Here is a 20224-nt window from a genome sequence, read left to right as displayed (position 1 = left end):
TTATTTCAAAGCCCACCAGGGTCATGTGGAGACCATTGCTGGATATTTCCGGATATTTCCGGACTTTCGGTGAGCAACTCGTTTCATCGGATGCTTGCGGCCGAACCACTTCGCATGTCCAATGAAACTCGCAACTCTTCTAACGAGATGGTCAGTCATCCCGACCGAACGAGGTGATGCGGGTGGCATCTCCCATGATGGGCGTCATTCCGGCCTGTCCACGCGGTCAGGCCAGGTTGTCACCTTGAATGACGATCCGTTCGGAGGTGAAGGGCGGCCGTCTCTCCGCGAGCTGCTTGAGCCGCGCGCTGTCCCGCACTCCAGCACACCCAGCGTGCACGCGGGCAAGGGAGTGACACGGGGCAAGCACGGCAACTTCGATCAGGGCACAGCCGGGCTGATCGTCCGGAAAGTCGGAGGGCAGGGCAGGTACATGCTGACCTGCGCGCACGTCCTCGGTCTGGCGCCGCTCGGGCAGGAGGTGCCGGACTCCAAGCTGGTGTACTCGCCGGAGCTGAGCGAATGCTGCGATATCGAGTGCAACAACCCCATCGGCAATGTGGTCCCGGAGACCCTTCAGCAGTTGCAGGACAATGCCATCCAGGCCAAGGTCAAAATCGGCCAGGTCGATTTCGCGGTGGACGCCTCGCTTGTCGAGCTCGCCGCCCGGGCTAATGCGTCGAACGAGGTCCCGAAGATCGGAATGGTCGCCGGAATACGGGATCTCATCGCGGAATGGGCGATCTCCGCGTCCGAGCCCTCGAGCTCACCCGACGGCGTACTGTCACTGAGCGTCGAGCGCCAGATCGCGGTGCAGAAGTACGGCGCGAAGACACAGCACTCCCGCGGAAAGATCGTCGCGCTGAGACGGGTGCCGACCAAACAACTCAGCGGCAGCCAGATCGTCCCCGGACAGGCATGGGTCTTCGAGATCGAGGTTGTGCCTCCTCCCGGCCAGGAACCGGTCGTCGAGTACCGGCTGGACATGCAGCGCTATCTCACCGCGGACCCGGCGATGACCCCGCAGGCCATCAAGGCGCAGTTCGACAACTCCGGCCTGATCGTCTCGGTCGGCGGCACCCCCTCCGAACCGACGTTGATCGTCAGAGGCAGGCACTTCTCGCTGCCCGGGGACTCCGGCGCGCCGATTCTCGACAACGACCGCAAGACGGTGGGCATCCTCACTCAAGGTGTCAAGCAGCTCGTTCTCGTCACGGGAAAGACCGCCCCGGTCGAGATTCTCACCGGACGATCTCAGGGCATCTTCGTCGAGGCCGCCTTCAAACACCTGAACGTCGAGCTGCTCCCGCCCGGCGTGACCACGGCCGGCGACGTGGTGGCCGTGCCGGGAACGGCCATCAGGCGCGGCGGGCCGCCAGTGGACTGGTCGGCGATCCGCGCCGCGTGGACCTCCCTGGAGAGCAGCGAACTGGGCGGCCGCCTGGGCGCGGTGATTCGCCGGCACATGGCCGAGGTACGCGATCTGGTGCATCACAACCGGCGCGTCATGGTCACCTGGCACCGCCGCAAAGGCCCGGCGTTCGTCAATGCCATCCTGCGCGGCGCCGAGCAGCCGGCCTGGCCGTTGCCGGCGGAGATCAACGGGGTGAGCCCGGTGGACACGCTGCGCGCGATGCGGGATGTACTGATGATGGAGGGCAGCGCGGGGCTGCGCGCCGACCTCGACGCCCACCAGGAGTACATCCTCGACCTGGCGCGACGTGCGACCTCGCTCCCGAGCGTGCTGAACCTGCCGGATCTCATGGGGCCGCCGGCGGTGCGGATCGTCAACTCTCGCGGCGTGCCCGGCGTCGCCTCCGTGCTCGTACGCGACATCGACGGCGCCCACCATCTGCTGGCCAACCACCACGTGGTCCATGGGGCCGGAGCACAGGATGGAGAAGCTGTCTGGGCGCTGCCGCCATCCCGCGGCGACGGGGCGCCGGCCGAGCCGGTCCGGCTGGGGCATGCAGGACGCGGCCGCCTCGGCACCGTGAAGCATGACGGCGAGGAGTACTTCGTCGACGCTGCGCTCGTCGGCCTCGGCGGCGTTCAGAACCTGCCCGGCTGGCTGCGGCACACTTTCGCCGGTCCGTGGCCGACGATCGTCGCCCCTCCTGAGCCGGGGGCCGTGGTGAGCAAGCACGGACCGGCCACCGGCCTAACAGAAGGCATCCTCCTGGACGTCGCCTACCCCGACCGGCCGTTCATCGACGGCCGCGAGTTCCTCGCGCCGGGGCAGCTTCTGGTCGGGCCGCGCGATCCGGAGCGGGTCTTCTCGGCCTCCGGCGACTCGGGCGCGGCACTGCTGGACGAGCAGCGCCGCCTCATCGGGCTGCTCTGGGGAGCCACCGCCGGCGGTGACGGTGTCGCATGTCCCATCGCACCCGTACTGGATTGCCTCGGCGTGACACCCGTGGGATCGGCCGAGCCCGCCGGAGCGGCCCGGGAGGAGAGGTCATGAGCTCGGTGGAGAACCTCAGGCCACATCTGCCGCAGGTGCGGCGGATGCTCCGCGACCTGCCCGGCATCGTGGGCGTGGGGCTGGGCGTCGCCGACGACGACAGTGCCACGCCGGTCTGGCGCGTGTACGTCGATGGCTCGGATCAGACCCAGGAGGCCGGGGTTCCGGTGAGCGTCCTGGGGCTGCCCACCCGGATCGTGGTCGCCCGTGCCACCGTCCCGACGGCCGCTCCGCCGTTCGTCACGGCCGGCGCCAGCATCGAGACCAATCACAATAAGGGGCCCGGCTCGCTGGGATGCTTCGCCCGCGACAGCGGCGGTCACCCTGTCCTGCTGAGCTGTGCCCACGTCCTGTTCCCCGGCTTCAAGGTCATCGACAAGTTCGCCGTCTACTCACCCGACTACAGCTCGTGCTGCTCGAGCGGCGTCCGGATCGGCCGTCCCGTCTACGACCCGAACCAGAAGGCTCAGCCCACCGAGGGCGAGGAGTGGGTCGGCGGCTACCACGACGGCCAGTGGACGGGCGGCTTCAACTGGATTCCCGCCAAGGTCCGGGTGATGGGGACCGTGGTGAACGGCCACGCCAGTGAGACCGACTGCGCGATGGCCCGGCTCGATCCCGGGGTCAAGTTTCACAACGCCTGGCAGGTCAATCTCGGCAGCACGGTGACCTCGATCCCGATCAAGGGGGCGGTCACCGACGGCCTCGGGATCGGTAAGGGACCGCCCGTGGGCACGTTGCCGAGTCATGAGCAGTACGTGCGTGTCTACAACGCCGTCAACGGGCGGCTGAGGTTCGGCACCATGTTGAGCAACACGCTCTCCGAGCCCGATGTCGCGGATCCCGACCGCATCATCATGAGGGTGGGAATGTCCGATCCCCGGGATCACGGGACCGGGTCCAAGACGAACGTCAACCAGTTCATGATCCTGCCGAGGCCCAGTCCGATTCCCGGGCAGTCGCTGAGCGACAGCTACCACAACGGGGAGGAGCTGACCTTCGAGAGTGGCGACTCGGGCAGCGTGGTGATCAATCACGAGAACCGCGTCATCGCGATGATCATCCGAGCGGGGCCGATAGACGAGTACTTCAAGCTCGATCGGAGCGCGCCCGAGTTCGCGCACGTCGGCAATCTCGGCATCGCCACGCCCATCGGCCCGGTACTCGAACGGCTCCAGGTGGAGATCCCGGCTGCCGAGGACGGCTGGTCAGGCACCACTCCGAGTGCCGGCGGCCCGGTCCACATCTTCCTGGGCCGGCCTCCGTCCAACGTCGATCTGGCCCAGCGGCGCGGGGTGGAGCAGTTGCGTGAGCAGCTTCGTACCAGCCTTCTCGGGCGGCTGCTGCTGGGCAAGATCGGCCAGCACCGCAGGGAGGTGAGGGAGTTGCTCACGTCGGTACGTCCCGTCGCCGCCGCCTGGCAGGCCATGCAAGGGGCGGCCTTCTACCATCACTGCGTGCAGGGCGTCCGCGCTCCGGGGCACACCATCCCGACGGTGATCAACGGAGTGAGCCGAGCCCAGCTGGCCGAAACGATGCTCCCGCTGCTGCTCCGGCATGCCGGGCCCGTTCTCCGTCGTGATCTCGAACGCTACGGCCCGAAGATGATCGGACTGCTGCTGCCGGTCGAGACGATCCAGGACGTCCCCCTCGTCCTCGCCCGCCCGCGAGCGCGGTCATGACCGGTGAGCGAGGCAGCCTTGACGGGCTGATCGGCCAGCTCGCCACGCTCCTGTCCCCGCTCACCGGGCTCTCCCGGGCCGGGGCGCGAGAGTTCTTCGCCGACGTGGGGCTGCCGCTGACGGACGCGCAGGCCGCCGCCATCGCGCCGGCTCTCAGCACCACCACGGGATCCGTCGGCTTCCTGGTCGAATTGCTGCGCGGCCTTCAGGAAGCGGTCGAAGCCGAGCAGTGGGATGAGGTCCTGCGCCGGATCCTCCGCGCCGGCGGCCAGATCGACGCGGTCATCTCCGGGTTCGACGGGCTGAAGACCGCACTGGCGGGCCTGAACCTGCCCGGCGCGGAGCCGATCCTGGCGAACTTCCCGCAGCGGGTGTTCAACCTGCTGCTCACCGAGTTCCTGGGACGGCAGCAGGGTGTCAACGAACTCCTGGAGTTCCTGGGCGTCCTGGTGCGTACGGATCGCAACGTCGGCCTGATCGACCCCCAGAAGCCGTTCTTCACGGAGAACGACTTCCACTTCGACCGCATCGGCGGCTGGATCCGTGAACCGAATGCCCAGCTGGCCGCTCTCTACGACTGGGGCGCGCCGAGCTTCGACGGCACCAAGATCCTCGCCGTGCTCGACCGGATCGCCGCGTACGCGGGATTGCCGTCACTCTTCGACCGTGCAGCCACACCACCCACCCTGGACCTGGTCTTCGCCTCTCTCGTCCCGCGGACCGACCTCGACCCGCCTGGCCTCGCGGTGGAGCTGCCGCAAGGACTGGGTGTGGGATCGGTCGAGCGCAGTGGTGAGGCCTGGACCCTCACTCTGCGTCTCGACGCCGACGTCCCAGCGGGGACGAAACTGGTGTTCCAGCCCGGCGGAGCCAGGGTCCAGCCGCCACCCGGCACGACCGTGTCGGGAACGGCCGAGGTGGTTCACAGCTATCGCCGTGATCCCGCAGATCCGGTGATCCTGCTGTCGCTTCCCGGAGGAAGCCGGATCTCGGTCGAGCAGGTGGACGTGACCCTGCGGCTGCGAGCCGAGCCGGACGGACGTCTTGAGGTGCAGCTGGGGGCGCTGCTGCAACGCGGCAAGGTCCTCATCACCCTGGCCGGCGGTGACGGCTTCATCGCGAAGCTGCTCGGTGGCGTCCGGATCGAGAGCGGCTTCGAGCTCGGCGTCCGGTTCAGCCCGGCCGACGGCCTGCGGTTCGAGGGCAGCGGCGGCCTGGAGGTGCGCCTCGCCTCCCACGTCGGCCTCGGCGCGGTCGACCTCTCCGCGCTCACCTTGCTGGTGGGCATCGAGGGCAGCACGTTCACCCTCGCCCTCACCTCGGACCTCAAAGCCGCGCTCGGGCCGATCGTGAGTGTCGTCCAGGGCCTGGGGATCGAGATCCCGCTCGCTTTGACGCCCGACGGCAAGGGCAACCTCGGGCCGGTCGACGTACAGCCTCGCCCCAGACCGCCCGCGGGCGTCGGCCTGTCCATGGACCTCGACGTCGTCAGCGGCGGCGGGTTCCTCTACTTCGACCCCGACCGCGGCGAGTACGCAGGTGCCCTGGCCTTCCGGCTGGCCGGGTTCATCGATGTGAAGGCGATCGGGCTGATCTCCACCCGGATGCCGGACGGTACGCAGGGCTTCTCCCTGCTGATCATTCTGACGGCCGAGTTCGGCGGGATCGGCCTGCAACTGGGTTACGGATTCACCCTGCTCGCCGTGGGAGGACTGCTCGGTCTGCATCGGACCATGAACCTCGGCGCGCTCGTGGAGGGGGTACGCACCGGCACCGTCGAGTCGGTCATGTTCCCGAAGGACGTGGTCGCCAACGCCCCGCGTATCCTCAGTGACCTGCGGGCCTTCTTCCCCCCGGAGCAGGACACCTTCCTGGTCGGCCCCATGGTGAAGCTCGGCTGGGGCACCCCGACTCTGATCAGCGTCTCGCTGGGCGTCATCGTCGAGATCCCGGGAAACATCGCCATCATCGGTGTCCTGCGCTGCATCCTGCCCGCCAAGGAACTGCCGCTGCTGGTGCTTCAGGTCAACTTCATCGGCGTGATCGAGTTCGACAAGCAGCGGCTGTGGTTCTACGCCCAGCTTTTCGAGTCACGCATCCTGTTCATGACGATCGAGGGGGGCATGGGCCTGCTCGTCGGCTGGGGCGAGGGAGACCTCGTCCTGTCGGTGGGCGGCTTCCATCCCTCGTTCAAGCCGCCGCCCCTGCCGTTCCCGGTGCCGCCGCGCATCTCGGTCGACATCATCAACCAGCCGTTCGCCCGTATCCGCGTATCCGGCTACTTCGCCGTCACCAGCAACACCGTGCAGTTCGGGGCGATGGCCGAGCTCGTCCTGGGCTTCGATGACTTCGGGCTCCAGGGCCACCTCAGCTTCGACGCCCTGTTCCGGTTCTCCCCGTTCGCGTTCGTCATCGACATCGCGGCAAGCGTCTCGCTCCAGGCCTTCGGCATCGGCCTCTTCAGCATCCACCTCAGGTTCCAGCTGGAGGGCCCGGCCCCGTGGCGGGCGCGCGGAAGAGGGTCCATCTCGCTGCTGTTCTTCGAGATCTCCGCGGACTTCGATCTGACCTGGGGCGCGAGCGACAATCCGACCCTGCCGCCGGTTGACGTCCTGCCGCTGCTCTGCGACGAGATCGGCAAGGTGGAAGGCTGGGCGACCAGGCTGCCGAACGGCGCCACCCAGGCGCTGGTCAACCTGCGGACGCTGCCGGAGAGCGACCACCTGGTCCTGCACCCGCTCGGCACGCTCTTCGTCCACCAGCGGTTGATCCCGCTCAATGTGCGCATCGACCGCGTCGGCGCTCAGCGGCCACGCGACGGCAAACGGTTCAGCATCGCCCCGGCACCCGACAGCGGCCTGGTCCAGGTGTCGGTCCCGGACGACAAGTTCGCCATGGCCCAGTTCCAGGACATGGACGACGCCGCGAAGCTGACCATGTCCCCGTACGAGGACCAGGACGCCGGTCTCGAACTCACCGCCCTGCAGGGAACCCTCGCGTCGGCGCGCGCGGTCCGCCGCAGCGCCCGGTACGAACTCATGGTGATCGACAGCAAGGCCCGTGGTGCGGCGGAGTTCCGGGCCGCGGACACGGCGCCATCGCCGGACACCGCGCCCGTCCGCAAGAAGAAGCTCCATCGCGTCAGCCCCGCGGTCTTCCAGCCGCTGCTCGACGGAAGCAGCACCAGCCGCTCCCCTCTGTCGCGGCACGAGGCGACGCTCCGCAGGCCCTACGCCACCGAGGAAACCCTCCAGGTGACCGGCCAGCGCTTCGTCGTCGCCCACAGGCGGAACAACCAGCAGGCGTTCCCGCCCGGCAGCGGCGCCGCCGCGGTCGCCGCGGGTCCTTCGAGCTTCCGCAGCCGGACCACGGCGACCGAGGCCATGGCCGCATGGGTGGAAACCGAGCCGAGCCTGGCCGGCACGCTGCATGTCATCCCCTCATCGGAGGTCGTCGGTGCCGCCGCCGTCCCCGGTGGCTGGAGCGGCATCGCGGCACTGCCGACGGCGGTCGGCGTGGACTCCTCCACAGACGCCGCGGTCCTGCTCTCCGGGGGCCGGGTGCTGCTCGCGGGCGGCGCGGACGAGACCGGAGCGCCGCTCGCCGGCAGCGCGCTGTTCGATCCCGTGGCGGGTACGTGGACGCCGGCGGACCGGCTCGGAACCGGACGCCGTCTCCACTCGCTGACCAGGCTCTCCGACGGCAGAGTGCTGGCCTTCGGCGGGTCGGCTGCCGATGGGTCCGCGCTGACCGCCGCCGAGGTGTACGACCCGGTCGCCGGGCGCTGGACGGCCGTGCCGCCAGGGACGTCCACGCCGATCGCCCGTCATGGGCATACGGCCACTCTCCTGACCTCTCAGAAAGTCCTGGTCACCGGCGGGACTGGACGCCGGGCGGGTGATCCGGTGACCCTGACCTCCGCCCAGCTGTTCGACCCCGCCAGCGGGAAGTGGGAGAACGCCGGGCCGATGACCGACGCCCGTACCGGACATCAGGCCGTCCGGCTCCACGACGGCCGGGTCCTCGTCATCGGCGGCGCGCTGCTCACCGGCCGCGGCCGCGCCGCGCTCGCCTACTGCGAGATCTACGTCCCGGGCACCGGCACCTGGGCACCGGCAGGCAGCCTCATCACCGCGCGCGTCGGGCACCAGGCGACCCTGCTGCCGAACGGCACAGTCCTCGTCACCGGCGGTGACTCCCCGGCCGGCCGGCCAGGGAGCGGGTACCGCGCCGGCAGCCTGGACTCCGCGGAGATCTACGACCCCGGTACCGACCGGTGGACGCCGGTCACGCCCATGCCCGGCGGGCGCAGCCGCCACCGCGCGGTACCGCTGCCGACGGGCAAGGTGCTGGTCCTCGGCGGCACCGCCGGTCCTCGTTTCGGCGCCGGTTTCCGCAACGCCGTCACCTACGACCCCGGCACCGGCACCTGGGCGAGCACCGGCGGTCTGGCCACCGGCCGGTGGGACTTCACCGCGCTGCTCCTCTCCGACGGGCGGGTCCTCGCCGTGGGCGGTCGCGTACTGGCGGGCGTGGCGGCACCTGAGGGTCAGGACGTCCTGACGCCAACAGCCGAGATCTTCACTCCATGAACGTACCGACGACGAAGGGCTTGCGGCCATGACCAGCACCACCTTGGCGGCCACCGGCAAATGGAGCAGCACCGGACCCCTGCCGGCAGCCGGTGGCTGGTACGGCCAGCATGACAGCGCGGTCGTGCTCGGCACCGGCAAGGTCCTCGTCGTGGGCGGTGCGGACGGCTCGTCCGCCGCACTCGGCCAGGCCGCGCTCTACGATCCCGAAGCCGGCACCTGGTCGGCCACCGGTTCCCTGCAGACCCCCCGGCGTCTGCACACGACGACCCTGCTGCCCAGCGGCAAGGTCCTGGTCGCCGGAGGCATCAGCGGATCGGCGCAGTTCCCGGCACCGGGTCTGGCCGCAGCGGAGATCTACGACCCCGAATCCGGGCGGTGGAGCAGTACGGGGGCCATGAAGGGCGCCCGCTGGGGCCACAGTGCCGTCCTGGCCGGGGGCAAGGTCCTGGTCGCCGGAGGCACGACGATCCGATCCGGGCAGTCGGTGAAGGCGTTGCGCTCCGCCGAGTTGTACGACCCGGACGACGGAACCTGGACCGAGACCGGCGCCATGACCGACGCCCGCAGCGGACACCCCGCGGTGGTCCTCGCCAACGGCAAGGTCCTGGTCGTGGGAGGCACCGTGCCGCTCGCCCGCGACGAGGACGCCGCCCTGGCCTACTGCGAGCTGTACAGCACCACCGGCGAGACCTGGGCCCCGACCGGCGCGCTGCTCGCGCCCCGTGCCTGGCATCAGGCCACGGCGCTGTCCGGCGGCGCCAGCGTGCTGGTGACCGGCGGTCGTGCGCCGGGTGGGCCCGGCGACGGCACGTTCGACCCGTTCAGCCGGGCGAGTGCCGAGGTGTACGTCCAGGACACGGAGAAATGGACCGCCGTGCAGGCCATGCCCGGAGGACGCGCGCTGCACCGCGCCGTTCCGCTCGGCTCGAACAAGGTCTTGGTCGTCGGCGGCAGCGACAACGCCCAGAGCGACGTCGGCTATGCCAGCGCGGCCGTCTTCGACGTCGGAACCGGCAGCTGGGCGCCGACAGGAGGGCTGGCCACGGGCAGATGGGCGTTCGCGACCGCCCCGCTCTCCGACAAGCTCGTGCTGGTGGCCGGCGGAGTCGTACGATCCGGGATCGCGGCCGCCCAGCCCGGCGCCCAGGAACTGACCACGAGCGCGGAGATCTTCGACATCGAAGCAGCGGTCACCCCATGACCGGCAACGCCTACACCTTTCTGCCCTGGCTCAGGTCCGGCATCGCCACCAGGATCACCACCGACCCGGTCGGAACCTCACGTGCCACCGTCCCGGTCAACCTGCGGGTGAGCGGCGAAGCCATCGGCTCACCGGACCCGATCAGCCGCGACGTCATGCGGACCGTGCAGATCTACGGCCCCGGGGACGTCGTCGGGGTGGATCCCCGGGTGATCTCGCGCACCGAACCGCGACCGTGGATCACCAACGTCGAGCCCAACTACCTCGCCCACATCGAGTTCTACGACGAAGACTTCCCCTGGCGATACAGCCCGGCCGCCCCAGACACCGCCACCAAGCGCCTGCGGCCCTGGCTCGCGCTGATCGTGCTCGCCGGCGGAGAGGACTCGCGTGCCGGGAACGGCGCCGAGTTCAAGGACGGCACCGCCGTGGGCCGCCCGCTGCCGTTCATCACGGTTACCGAACCGGCTGCGCTGCCGCCGCCCGCGCAGCTGGGGGCCTGGGCTCACGTCCATGTCGACGGCTCGCTCGACGCGCCCGTGGCCTCCGACGACATGGCCGGCGTCCTGCCCGCTCTGCAGCGGGTCCTGGGCATCAACGCCGACCGCGCCTGTGCCCGGCTGATCTGCCCGCGCCGGCTTGATCCGCACACCGGCTATCACGCCTTCCTGGTGCCGGCGTTCGAGACGGGACGGCTCGCGGGTCTCGGGCTGGACCCGGCACGTTCACCCGGCGCTCTGCATCCCGCGTGGAAGGAGACCTACCCGGGCCAGGAGGCGGCTGGAGACCTGCCGTACTACCACCGGTGGTTCTTCTCCACCGGAAGCGCCGGCGACTTCGAGTACCTCGTGCGGCTGCTCGTACCGAAGGAGCCGCTGGACGAGAGCATCGGTCGCCGTGACGTGGACGTGCACCGGCCGCCCGGCGCCGGGCTGCCGGGCATCACCCTGCCGGTGGAACTCGGCGGGGTGCTGAAACTGGGCGGCGCTCTGCGGGTACCCGAACGACCGGAGGACAAATGGGATAAGTGGGACGATCTCCAGGATCTCGGCTTCACCTATCCGCACCCCTTCCAGCAGGCCCTCGCCGGACTGGTCAATCTCGCCGACGACTATCTGCGCCAGGACCCGCTCTCGGCACACCGCGCCCTGGCCGCCGGGGACGCGGCCGGATCACCCGGCGCGGCCGATCCGGTCATCACCCCGCCGCTCTACGGCCGCTGGCACGCACCGGCATCACGGCTGCTCACCGAACGCGACGGCACCCCGATCGCGGACAATCGCAACTGGGTCCACCGCCTCAACCTCGACCCCCGGTTCCGGGTAGCGGCGAACCTGGGCGCCCAGGTCGTTCAGAAGCGTCAGGAAGAATTCATGGCGGCCGCGTGGGCCCAGGTCGGGGACGTCCTGGCGGCCAACGCCAGGATCCGAGCCGCGCAGGTCGCCCGGGAGGTGGGCGACCTGCTGCACCGCAAGCATCTGGTACCACCGCCCGCCACCATGCGTGAGGCGGCGGTGCCGTCCGGCAGGCCGCTCACCCTGACCGCCCCGGCCCACTCCCGGGTGGTCACGCGCGCACCGGCGGCCGCCCTCGACGCCGGATCATCGGCGGAGGCCGAGCGTCTCGCCGTCGGATTCCGGGTAGCGGAAAGCCGGATCACGTCCGCGCCGCTGTCGGCGGCGATGCGCCGCATCACCCGGCCCGGATCGCGGCTGATGCGAGCCCTGCCGTTCAGCGCGCAGCTGCCGCCGCAGGCGCTCGTGCCGAGGATGGACGAGGACACCGGTGGCGTCACCGCGGCTCCTCCCAAGACGAGGCCCGCCGCCGTCGTCACGCCGGCCCAGCTCGACCTGCACCTCCATCCGCCGGGCCCGGGCGTGGCAGCCTCGGCCCATCCCGTGGACCGGCTCCCCACGAGCAGCAACTTCGTCCTCACGATGCCCGGCGACGCCTTCGTCCCCACGGCGGGCGGCCCGGACAGTTCCGAGGCGGTGGCGTTCAAGAAGGCGTTGAGAGAACTGTACGAGGGGTGGGACGACGCCGCCCTGGGCGGCAAGACCGACGAACGTGTCAAGCTCGGCGTCGCCGGCACCACGGACACGATGCTGACCGGCCTGAGCGCCGACGAGACCGTGCCCCGGCAGCTCCTCAGCTCGGTGAAACTGCCGGAGCGGCTGGCTCCCTTCGCCAAACGGTTCCTGGAGGCGATGGCCTACCCCGTCCTGGATATGCCCATGTACCAGGCGCTGGTCGAGCAGTCCGTGGATCTGTTCGTACCGAACCTGCACAAGGTGCCACCGAACTCGATCAGTCTGCTGGAAACGAACCAGGAGTTCATCGAGTCCTACATGGTCGGGCTCAACCACGAGATGGCCCGCGAACTCCTGTGGCGCGAGTACCCCACCGACCAGCGCGGCACCCCCTTCCGCCAATTCTGGGACGTCCGCGCGGTGCGACCCCTCCAAGGAGAGACCTCCGAGCAGCGCCGCGAGCGGTTGTACGACATCCCGCCGATCGCCGGCTGGACCAAGGAGTCCAAGCTCGGCCGGCACGACCACCGCGACCAGGGCTCCGAGGACGAGCTGGTGCTGGTCATCCGCGGTGAATTGCTGAAGAAGTACCCGAACGCCGCGATCTACGCTCACCGGGCCCGATGGGAGCCCAGCGACGCCCATCCCGATCCCACGAAAGAGCGGGTGCCCGTCGAGCTCGTCGACGAGGCGAACCCGTCGCAGGACGAGATCCGGCTGCCGCTGTACGAGGCCAAGATCGAACCCGACATCTATCTGCTCGGCTTCGACCTCACGGCCAAGGCGGCGAAGGGCGAGCAGCCCGCGGGCAGCGCGGGCTGGTTCTTCGTCATCAAGGAGCGGCCCGGCGAGCCCCGCTTCGGCCTGGACGTCGCCCCCGCCGAACTGCCCTCCCGCGTGGAGGTGTGGAACGACCTGTCGTGGCCCGACCTCGACCCCCGCGGGACCGGATTCATCGAACTCGACGAGGCCACCGTCCCCGTCGTGATCGAGGAGTTCGACGACCCGGAAGCGGACGAGGAGAAGCGCCTCCAGCACGTCGAGGACCTGTCCCTCCCGCTCTGGCATGGAGCTCTGAGCTCCGCGGACGTCGCCTACATCCTTTTCCAGGCGCCAGTGCTGATGGCCGTACACGCACAGGAGATGCTGCCGTGACCATGCCCGATCCACGAGCGGCGCTGACGCTGAGTGACGACTTCCCTGTCCTCCTCGGACCGGTCCGGATCGAGACGCGCTTCACCGCCACAGAACTCCTCATCCGGGTGTTTCCCGATGAATGGCAGATCGACGCGTTCGAGCCCCGTCCCACCATCGGAGAGGTCACCGCGGTCGACGCCTACTGGATCGCCGTATGGCGGGCCGGAGGCGATCCCGTGGCCGAACGTGCCGCATGGCACGAACTGACCGGAAGGATTTCGGCCGGCCGGGCCGACTGGCTGGTGCAGACCCGCACACCCGCCAATCCCGCTGAGCGGCCCATCGGAGTGCAGTCCGGCACCACCGTGCTCGTCGTCGTGACCCCCGAGCCGGTCGCCGCCGGTGACCGGCAGCCGGCGATCACGTACTGGACCGCGGTCTGGCGGGCGCGCGGGGACCGGCTGAAACTCCTCACCGCCGACACCGCCCTGCTGGCGGCCGTGGGCGCCTCCCGCGCCGAGACGATCCGGCGCCGCCGCCCGATCGGGATCGACGACCCGCCCGGAGGCGCCGGGGACGCCGTCCTGGTCGCCTTCCTCGTGCTCGCCACCCCTCCTCCGGCGGACGTCGCCTCCCGATCGTGGACTCAGGCGGCGAAGGCACGCCTGCTGCCCGACCGGTTCACGTTCATCGGCCACGCCGGTGGCGAAGCGGTCTTCTCCGAGCTCGGCAGGACGATTCCCGCCTCACTGACCGTGAGTCCGGACCCGTCATCCGCCGACAAGCCGAAGATCAACGAGGTGTCCGGCGACCTGCACATCCCCGCGGACCTGCTCTGGCTGACCGACTTCGATGCCGCGGTCGAGGTGGGCATGGGAATTCGGATCCCGCTTCAGGACGACTTTCGGGACGGCCTCGACCGGCTGATCGTCTTCGGCGTACGGCAGAACAGCACTCCACAGCAGACGGCCGCCGACCTCGCCGGCCTGATCACCCGCCAGCTGCGCAGCTCCGCCGGGTTCGGCCTGTTGCCCCAGGGCACCCCCACGAACAACAGTGAACAGGCCTCCGCCGGCCAGAACGTCCTGGAGGAGGCCGACGCCGTGCGGCGGGCGGCCTCCATGAGGACCGCGCGGGCGGCGCCTGCCGACTGGACGGCCAAGACCGACGGCCAGTGGCTGGCCGAGCTGCTGGGCATCGATCCCGCGGCGCTCGCCGGAGCGGCCAACGCCGACGGCACCGACCAGCGGGAAGCACGCGCCGCGAACGTCGCCCTGTGGCCTGCGACCTGGGGGTCGTATCTCCAGACCATGCTGCATCCGATCATCCCTGCGCACGTGGTGACCGAGACCCGCGACTTCTTCGTCCGGCACGTGTCCGGGCGCGGCCCCGTGCCCGCAGTCAAGATCGGGCGCCAGCCCTACGGCATTCTGCCCACAACCGCTTTCTCCCGGATGGCGTGGCCCTCGACGGCGACACATCGGCGCGGCCTCAACGCCGTACTGACCGCTGCGGCCGAGGACTGGCAGGCCGCCGCTCAGGACGTTCCGCACCTCGGCAAGTTCCCGGATCCGCATGGGCCCGTGGCCGACCCCCATCAGACACTGCTGGACATCCTGGCCCTGCACCCCACGTCCGCCGAGTACTTCCAGCGCTACGCCCAGAGCGTCGAGGACGTCTACAACCGGGAGAACTTCAGCGGCAACGGTCCTCAGGTCATTCCCGCGCTGAACACCCTGAACATGCCGCAGCCGATCCGCGACCTGCTGCGAAAATTGGGCCATTCGGGCGCGTCAGCACCGGACCCCGACCTGATCCGCCGTCTGTTCGTCGAGGAACAGTACCCGCTGCTGGGCCCGCTCATCGACGACCGGCCTCTGTCGGAGACCCGGCCGGTCCGCGGCTACCTCCAGGACGGCCGCAACTATCTGCGGTGGCTGGCCGACCACGCGGGTACCGACCTGGAGACCATCCGAACGGAGAAGGGATTCACCGACGACCGGCGCCCCGCCGCCCTGCTCTACCTCCTGCTGCGTCACGCCGTCCTGCTCGGCTGGGAGGACACCGCGCGCAAACTGGCCGCCGCCGAAGGCGAGATCGTGTCCGCTGCCGATCCGCTGTTCATCCACATCAAGAAGTCCGCTCCGCACAGCGAAAGCCGCTTCCGCAAGCTGTACTCGCCGGACGAGGACATCACCGGGGACCCCGGGAAGCTGGTCGTCGACTTCATCCCCGCCGCCCTCACCGCGGCCAACCCTGCGACCAGGGAGCTGGCGGAGCAGATCGCGGCACTCGACGTGCTCGCGGACGTGCCCACCGCGCGGCTCGAACGGGTCGTGGCCGAGCATCTGGACTGCGCCACCTACCGCTTGGACGCCTGGTTGCTCGGGCTCGTCAACGAACGACTCTTCGATCTACGCTACGGTCCCGACGGCAGCTCCCCGGCACAACGCGGGGTGCATCTCGGCGCGTACGGATGGCTGGAAGACGTCCGGCCGCGAAACACGTCACTCACCCCCGTGCAGCTGACCGGCAGCCTGGCCACGCTGTTCCAGCCGGAAGGATCCGAACCGCTGATGCACGACGCCGCCAACGGCGGCTACATCCACGCTCCGTCACCGGCCCAGGCCACGACCGCCGCAGTGCTCCGAGCCGGCTACATCGCCAACGGCTCGCCCGAGAACCCGGGCTGCTTCGCCGTCAACCTCAGTTCCGACCGCGTACGAGTGGCGCTCGACCTCCTAGATGGCCTGCGGCAGGGCCAGTCGTTGGGCGCGCTGCTCGGCCAGCGCTTCGAACGGGCCCTGCACGACCGCCATCCCGATGCCGAGCTGGACAGTTTCCTGGAGGCGTTGCGCGGGGAGTTCCCGCTGCGCTCCGGCAAGCTGTCCGACGTCGATCCGGGGACTCCCCTGGAGCTCATCGAGGCCCGCTCCGTCGTCGACGGCCTCGCGCTGGTCCGGCGCGCCACCCGGGCCCCGGCCTTTCCCGAGTACCCCTTCGGTGCGAGCGGCATGCCGGACGCGAGCCAGGCCCAGCAGAAGGCGATGAACGAGGAGGTACAGCGGCTCCTCGACATCCACGACGCGCTGGCCGACCTGGCCGTGGCCGAAGCCGCGCACCAGACCTTGGCCGGCAACCCGGAAAGGGCCGGCGCGACGCTCGACGCCTACGCCAAGGAAGGATTCGCGCCTGACCCCGCCGTGGTCCGTACCCCGCGCAGCGGTGTCACGCTGACCCACCGGCTGGGCCTGAAGCTGACGTCGGGGCTGGGGCCCGAACACGGGTCCGGCCTCTTTCGCGGCAACGGTCCCCGGGCCCAGGCCGAGCCGGCGATCAACGCCTGGCTGCCCAAGCTGCTGCCATCCCAGGCCACGGTGGCCGCCGTGGTCCGCTGGAAGGACCCGCTCGACCAGCAACCCCGCAGTCGCACGGTCACCCAGTTCGACCTCGAACTTCAGCCGATCGACCTGCTCTGGGGGGTGAAGCCCAAGGACGACGCGGCCATGACCGATCTGGACGACCGCATCATCGCTGTCGTCGTGGCGAAGGATCAGCCCCGGCCCGACGTCGAGCTGAAGATCTGTCACACCGAGCGGCTGACCGGCAAACTGACCTTCTTCGAGGTGTCGCCGCTCATCACCGCGCTGCGCTCTCTGCTCACCACCTCCCGGCCGCTGCGGCCGACGGATCTGGTCCCCGCCGCAGGCGCGCAGCCCGTCGATCGTGCCATCGACACCGCCGTCTCCATCCCGAGAAACCGGCCCGCCGCGGTTCGCACATCGCTGGACCGGCTGCGCCAGAACACCGCCGGCTACCTTGCTTCACTGACCCCGCTGTTTCCGCCCGCGCCCGCCGAACCGAATCGCACGGCCGTCGTCAACGGAATCGACACCTTCCTGACCGGTTACGCCAATCTCATCTCCACAGCCGGCGGATTCGGCATGGTGCGTAGCGGCTGGGGTGAGGTGACCCTCTGGCGGCGAACCATGTTCCGCCAGGTCTTGGAAGCGGTGGCCGCGACCGCCGTCCGCATGGGGCAGTCGCTCACAGCGGCCGACGACCTGATCGCGGCCTACGACCGGCTGCCATCGACGGCCACGACCGACGAGCGATTCCGCCTCCTTCAGCGAGCCGAGTGGCTGCTCACCACCAAACCCGCCACGCCACGCCCTGCCACGCCCTCCCAGCTGCGCACCATCGTCGGCTCCAGACGCACGGCCTTCAACGGCCGGCTGCAGGCATTGCGGAACATCGCCAGGACGACGAAGAAGACGCTCAGCGGGCTGCTCACCGATGTCGCCGCGCTCCTGCCGCTGAGCGACTTCGACCGGACCGGCCTCGACCTGGCCCCCTTCCGCGAGCGGGCCGTCGCCTTCGGGGCGGACCTCCTGGCCCGGGCACGGGCGCTGCACACCGAGGTCGTCGACCGGCTCGCCGCCGCCGACAAGGCCCTGGTCGCCTACGATCAAGCGCTGACCGGCCCCGACCGGGTAGTCGCCGCGACCGACGCGCTGCGGGCGATGCTCGGCGACGACGTCCTTGTCGTACCGGAGTTCACCGCTCCCGCACAGCTCCACTCGGACTGGAAGAAGGCTCGCGCCGACAGCTCCAAGCTCCTGAGCCATCTGGTCCAGGACGCCAAGCGTGACATGCCGGTAGACGACTGGGTGCACGGCATCGCCCGGGTGCGGGAGAAACCCCGGCTGTGGGAACAGGCTGTCATCATCGCCGACGCGTTGCGTGGCCCTGGCGGCCTGCTCAGTGATCTGCTCGGCTGGGACGAGCCCGAACTGGTGCCGGTTCAGCTGCCCTATCGCCCCAATGACACCTGGCTGGGCATGACGTTCGCGCCAGGCGCCAAACTCGATGAGGACCGCCTGCTGTTCACCGCGCACTACGCGCCGGAACCGTTGCTGAGCGGCAATCTGCACAGCGGTCTTCTGCTCGACGAATGGACCGAGGTGATCCCGGCGGAGAAGGAGACCACGGCGATGGCCGTCCACTACGACAATCCCGACTCCGAGCCGCCGCAGGCGATGCTGCTTGTCACGCCACCGGCCAAGACAGGCACCTGGAACGGTGACGACCTGATCACAGCCGTCGGGGAAACCCTCGATCTGGCCAAGACACGTGCTGTGGAACCGGGCCACCTGGACAACACCGCGTACGCCCATCTGCTCCCGGCGACTGTGATGTCGGCGACCCGGCAGCCGATCACCATCAGCACCGATCTCGCGATCTCGAACCTGCGAGGGAAGACCCATGGCTGAGCCTCCGCGCATCGAGGACCTGCGCACCGCACTGACCGACCGCACCTTCCCCGCTGTCGGCCTCTGGAACCGGATCGAGGGCAGGCCTCGCACCGCCGGGTTCGACCGCGCCCTGCGTGCCGAGATCCGCGACCCGCTCTGGCTGCTCACCCGGCAGTGGCAGCTCGGAGAGTTCCGGGGCTCGGACGCGGGAACGGCCGTCACCGCGACCTACTCCGTTGCCACCACGACTCCCTCCCGCTTCCGGCCCGGATCGGGCACACCTCAGGATCTGCCCGGGGACCGGCCGCTGGAGACACTGGCCGAACGGCGCGCCTTGTCTTTCGCGTCCGGAGCCGATCCGGTCTCCTTCGACCTGCGCCTGATCATCGGCCGGCGCTGGCTGAAGCTCCTCGGCCAACACCTGGGACTGCGACACCTGCGCAAGGACTACGTCAGTAAATACCGGATCGTCGCGCCCGATCCTAACCTGGACGCCGACACCCCACGTGCCGCCCACGCGGAGGTCTGGTCGTTCCTCCAGGCCGCCGCGGACCGCCGCATGGACGGGTACGAGCTCTACCGGCACCTCAAGAACAACGGCCATGCCTGGGACGGCATCCCCGGTACGGTCCTGCTGCGCTCGCAACTGGACAATCTCGGTGCGCAACTCGTCCGCTGGTTCGACGGGCTGTTCGACCAGCCAGGTCCGGACTCGGCATGGGACGCCGGCCGGCTCGAGCACCGCTTCTCCATCGCGGCCACCGCACCCGCGGGCGGAGAGAAGGTCCTGACGGCACAGGAGTATCCCGGCGGGCACCTGGACTGGCACGCGTTCTCCGTCGACCCGCGCGGCCCCGTGGGCGGGACGGCTCCCGCCCACCAGCCGATCAACCGGACGGTCATCCCCGCGCCTGTCCGCTACTCCGGCATGCCGCTGCCACGCTGGTGGGCCGTGGAGGACGGAGGAACCAACTTCGCGGGCGTACAGCCTGACCGCACGGACCTGGCCCGGCTGATCTTTCTCGAGTTCGCGCTCGTCTACAGCAACGACTGGCTCCAACTGCCCTGCGACCTGCCGGCCGGCACGCTGGCCTCGATTCGAGGACTCGCGGTCACCGACGTCTTCGGACAGCGGCTGTGGATCACACCCGCCGGCGCCGGGCAGGACGAGGACTGGCAACGGTGGTCGATGTTCACTCTCGACACGATCGGTACGGAGGATGTCGCGGCCGACACCAGCATGTTCCTGCCGCCGACCGTTCCGAAGGTCGCCGAGGGGCCGGTCCTCGAGGAGGTCTCGCTCATCCGTGACGAGAACGCGAACATGGTCTGGGGTCTGGAGAAGATCGTACGGCTGCCGACCGGGGAGAGCCGCCGCGGCAGCGAAGTCGTCGCGGAGATCCTCGCTCACCGGCAGCGGTTCCGTCCCGTCCCCACGGAGGACCCGCCTCGCGCTCCGATCGCCTACCAGGCGATGAACAGCGTCCCGGAGAACTGGATTCCCTTCATTCCGGTACACGTCCCCGGCAACAACCGCGCCGTCCGGCTGCAGCGGGCCGCCATGCCGGACCCCGTGGACGGCCGCCTGGTGCGGCCTCGTACCAGTTTGTTGCGCGAGGGGTTCGACGCGGGGAACCCGTATTTCGTCCACGAGGAGGAAGTGACACCGGCCGGCACCAGGCTCACCCTCGCCTTCAACCGCACCCGCTGGCGGAACGGCCGGGTGTCGGTCTGGCTCAGCGCCCACCGCGGACTGGGCCGCGGTGAGGGCTCCAGCGGTCTGGCCTTCGACACGCTCGTCGATACGTCCTGACTCCCCCATCCGATGGCTCATCAGTCCCGAAAGAACCAACACTCCCA

At 69.6% G+C, this 20224-nt stretch carries 7 protein-coding genes; all 7 read left to right on the top strand.

What is annotated here, in order from left to right; all coding sequences use genetic code 11:
* The first annotated feature begins 94 nt into the window (after nucleotides 1-94).
* From AB0C28_RS48055 to AB0C28_RS48025, 7 genes are read left to right on the top strand one after another with little or no spacing between them, the layout of a single operon-like run.
* On the top strand, nucleotides 95-2464 hold the full coding sequence (locus AB0C28_RS48055; protein WP_358082975.1) for a hypothetical protein: 2370 nt from the start codon (nucleotides 95-97) through the stop codon (nucleotides 2462-2464).
* A complete protein-coding gene (locus AB0C28_RS48050) occupies nucleotides 2461-4146 on the top strand; it encodes a hypothetical protein (RefSeq protein ID WP_357849350.1) in 1686 nt (561 codons plus the stop codon). Before AB0C28_RS48055 ends, AB0C28_RS48050 begins: the two co-directional genes overlap by 4 nt.
* A complete protein-coding gene (locus AB0C28_RS48045) occupies nucleotides 4143-8738 on the top strand; it encodes a DUF6603 domain-containing protein (protein WP_358082972.1) in 4596 nt (1531 codons plus the stop codon). Before AB0C28_RS48050 ends, AB0C28_RS48045 begins: the two co-directional genes overlap by 4 nt.
* 28 nt (nucleotides 8739-8766) lie before the next feature.
* On the top strand, nucleotides 8767-9942 hold the full coding sequence (locus tag AB0C28_RS48040) for a kelch repeat-containing protein (protein WP_358082969.1): 1176 nt from the start codon (nucleotides 8767-8769) through the stop codon (nucleotides 9940-9942).
* Nucleotides 9939-13127, top strand: a complete 3189-nt coding sequence (locus AB0C28_RS48035) for a hypothetical protein (protein ID WP_358082966.1) — start codon at nucleotides 9939-9941, stop codon at nucleotides 13125-13127. Before AB0C28_RS48040 ends, AB0C28_RS48035 begins: the two co-directional genes overlap by 4 nt.
* Before the next feature lie 2 nt (nucleotides 13128-13129).
* The gene (locus AB0C28_RS48030; RefSeq protein WP_358082963.1) at nucleotides 13130-18382 is read left to right on the top strand and encodes a hypothetical protein; all 5253 of its coding nucleotides are present in this window, start codon (nucleotides 13130-13132) and stop codon (nucleotides 18380-18382) included.
* Nucleotides 18375-20177, top strand: a complete 1803-nt coding sequence (locus tag AB0C28_RS48025; protein WP_358082960.1) for a hypothetical protein — start codon at nucleotides 18375-18377, stop codon at nucleotides 20175-20177. The genes AB0C28_RS48030 and AB0C28_RS48025 overlap by 8 nt, the downstream gene beginning before the upstream one ends.
* The last annotated feature ends 47 nt before the right edge of the window (nucleotides 20178-20224 follow it).

It is taken from the genome of Nonomuraea sp. NPDC048892 (assembly GCF_040649735.1).
In the GTDB taxonomy this organism is placed as follows: Bacteria; Actinomycetota; Actinomycetes; order Streptosporangiales; family Streptosporangiaceae; genus Nonomuraea; species Nonomuraea maheshkhaliensis.
Note: the sequence above shows the minus strand (reverse complement) of the source record. Positions and strands in the feature narration are given on the sequence as shown.

Coding starts and splice junctions, on each gene's coding strand:
- AB0C28_RS48050 (WP_357849350.1), top strand. CDS start 2,461: ATGAGCTCGGTGGAGAACCTCAGGCCACATCTGCCGCAGGTGCGGCGG.
- AB0C28_RS48045 (WP_358082972.1), top strand. CDS start 4,143: ATGACCGGTGAGCGAGGCAGCCTTGACGGGCTGATCGGCCAGCTCGCC.
- AB0C28_RS48040 (WP_358082969.1), top strand. CDS start 8,767: ATGACCAGCACCACCTTGGCGGCCACCGGCAAATGGAGCAGCACCGGA.
- AB0C28_RS48035 (WP_358082966.1), top strand. CDS start 9,939: ATGACCGGCAACGCCTACACCTTTCTGCCCTGGCTCAGGTCCGGCATC.
- AB0C28_RS48030 (WP_358082963.1), top strand. CDS start 13,130: ATGCCCGATCCACGAGCGGCGCTGACGCTGAGTGACGACTTCCCTGTC.
- AB0C28_RS48025 (WP_358082960.1), top strand. CDS start 18,375: ATGGCTGAGCCTCCGCGCATCGAGGACCTGCGCACCGCACTGACCGAC.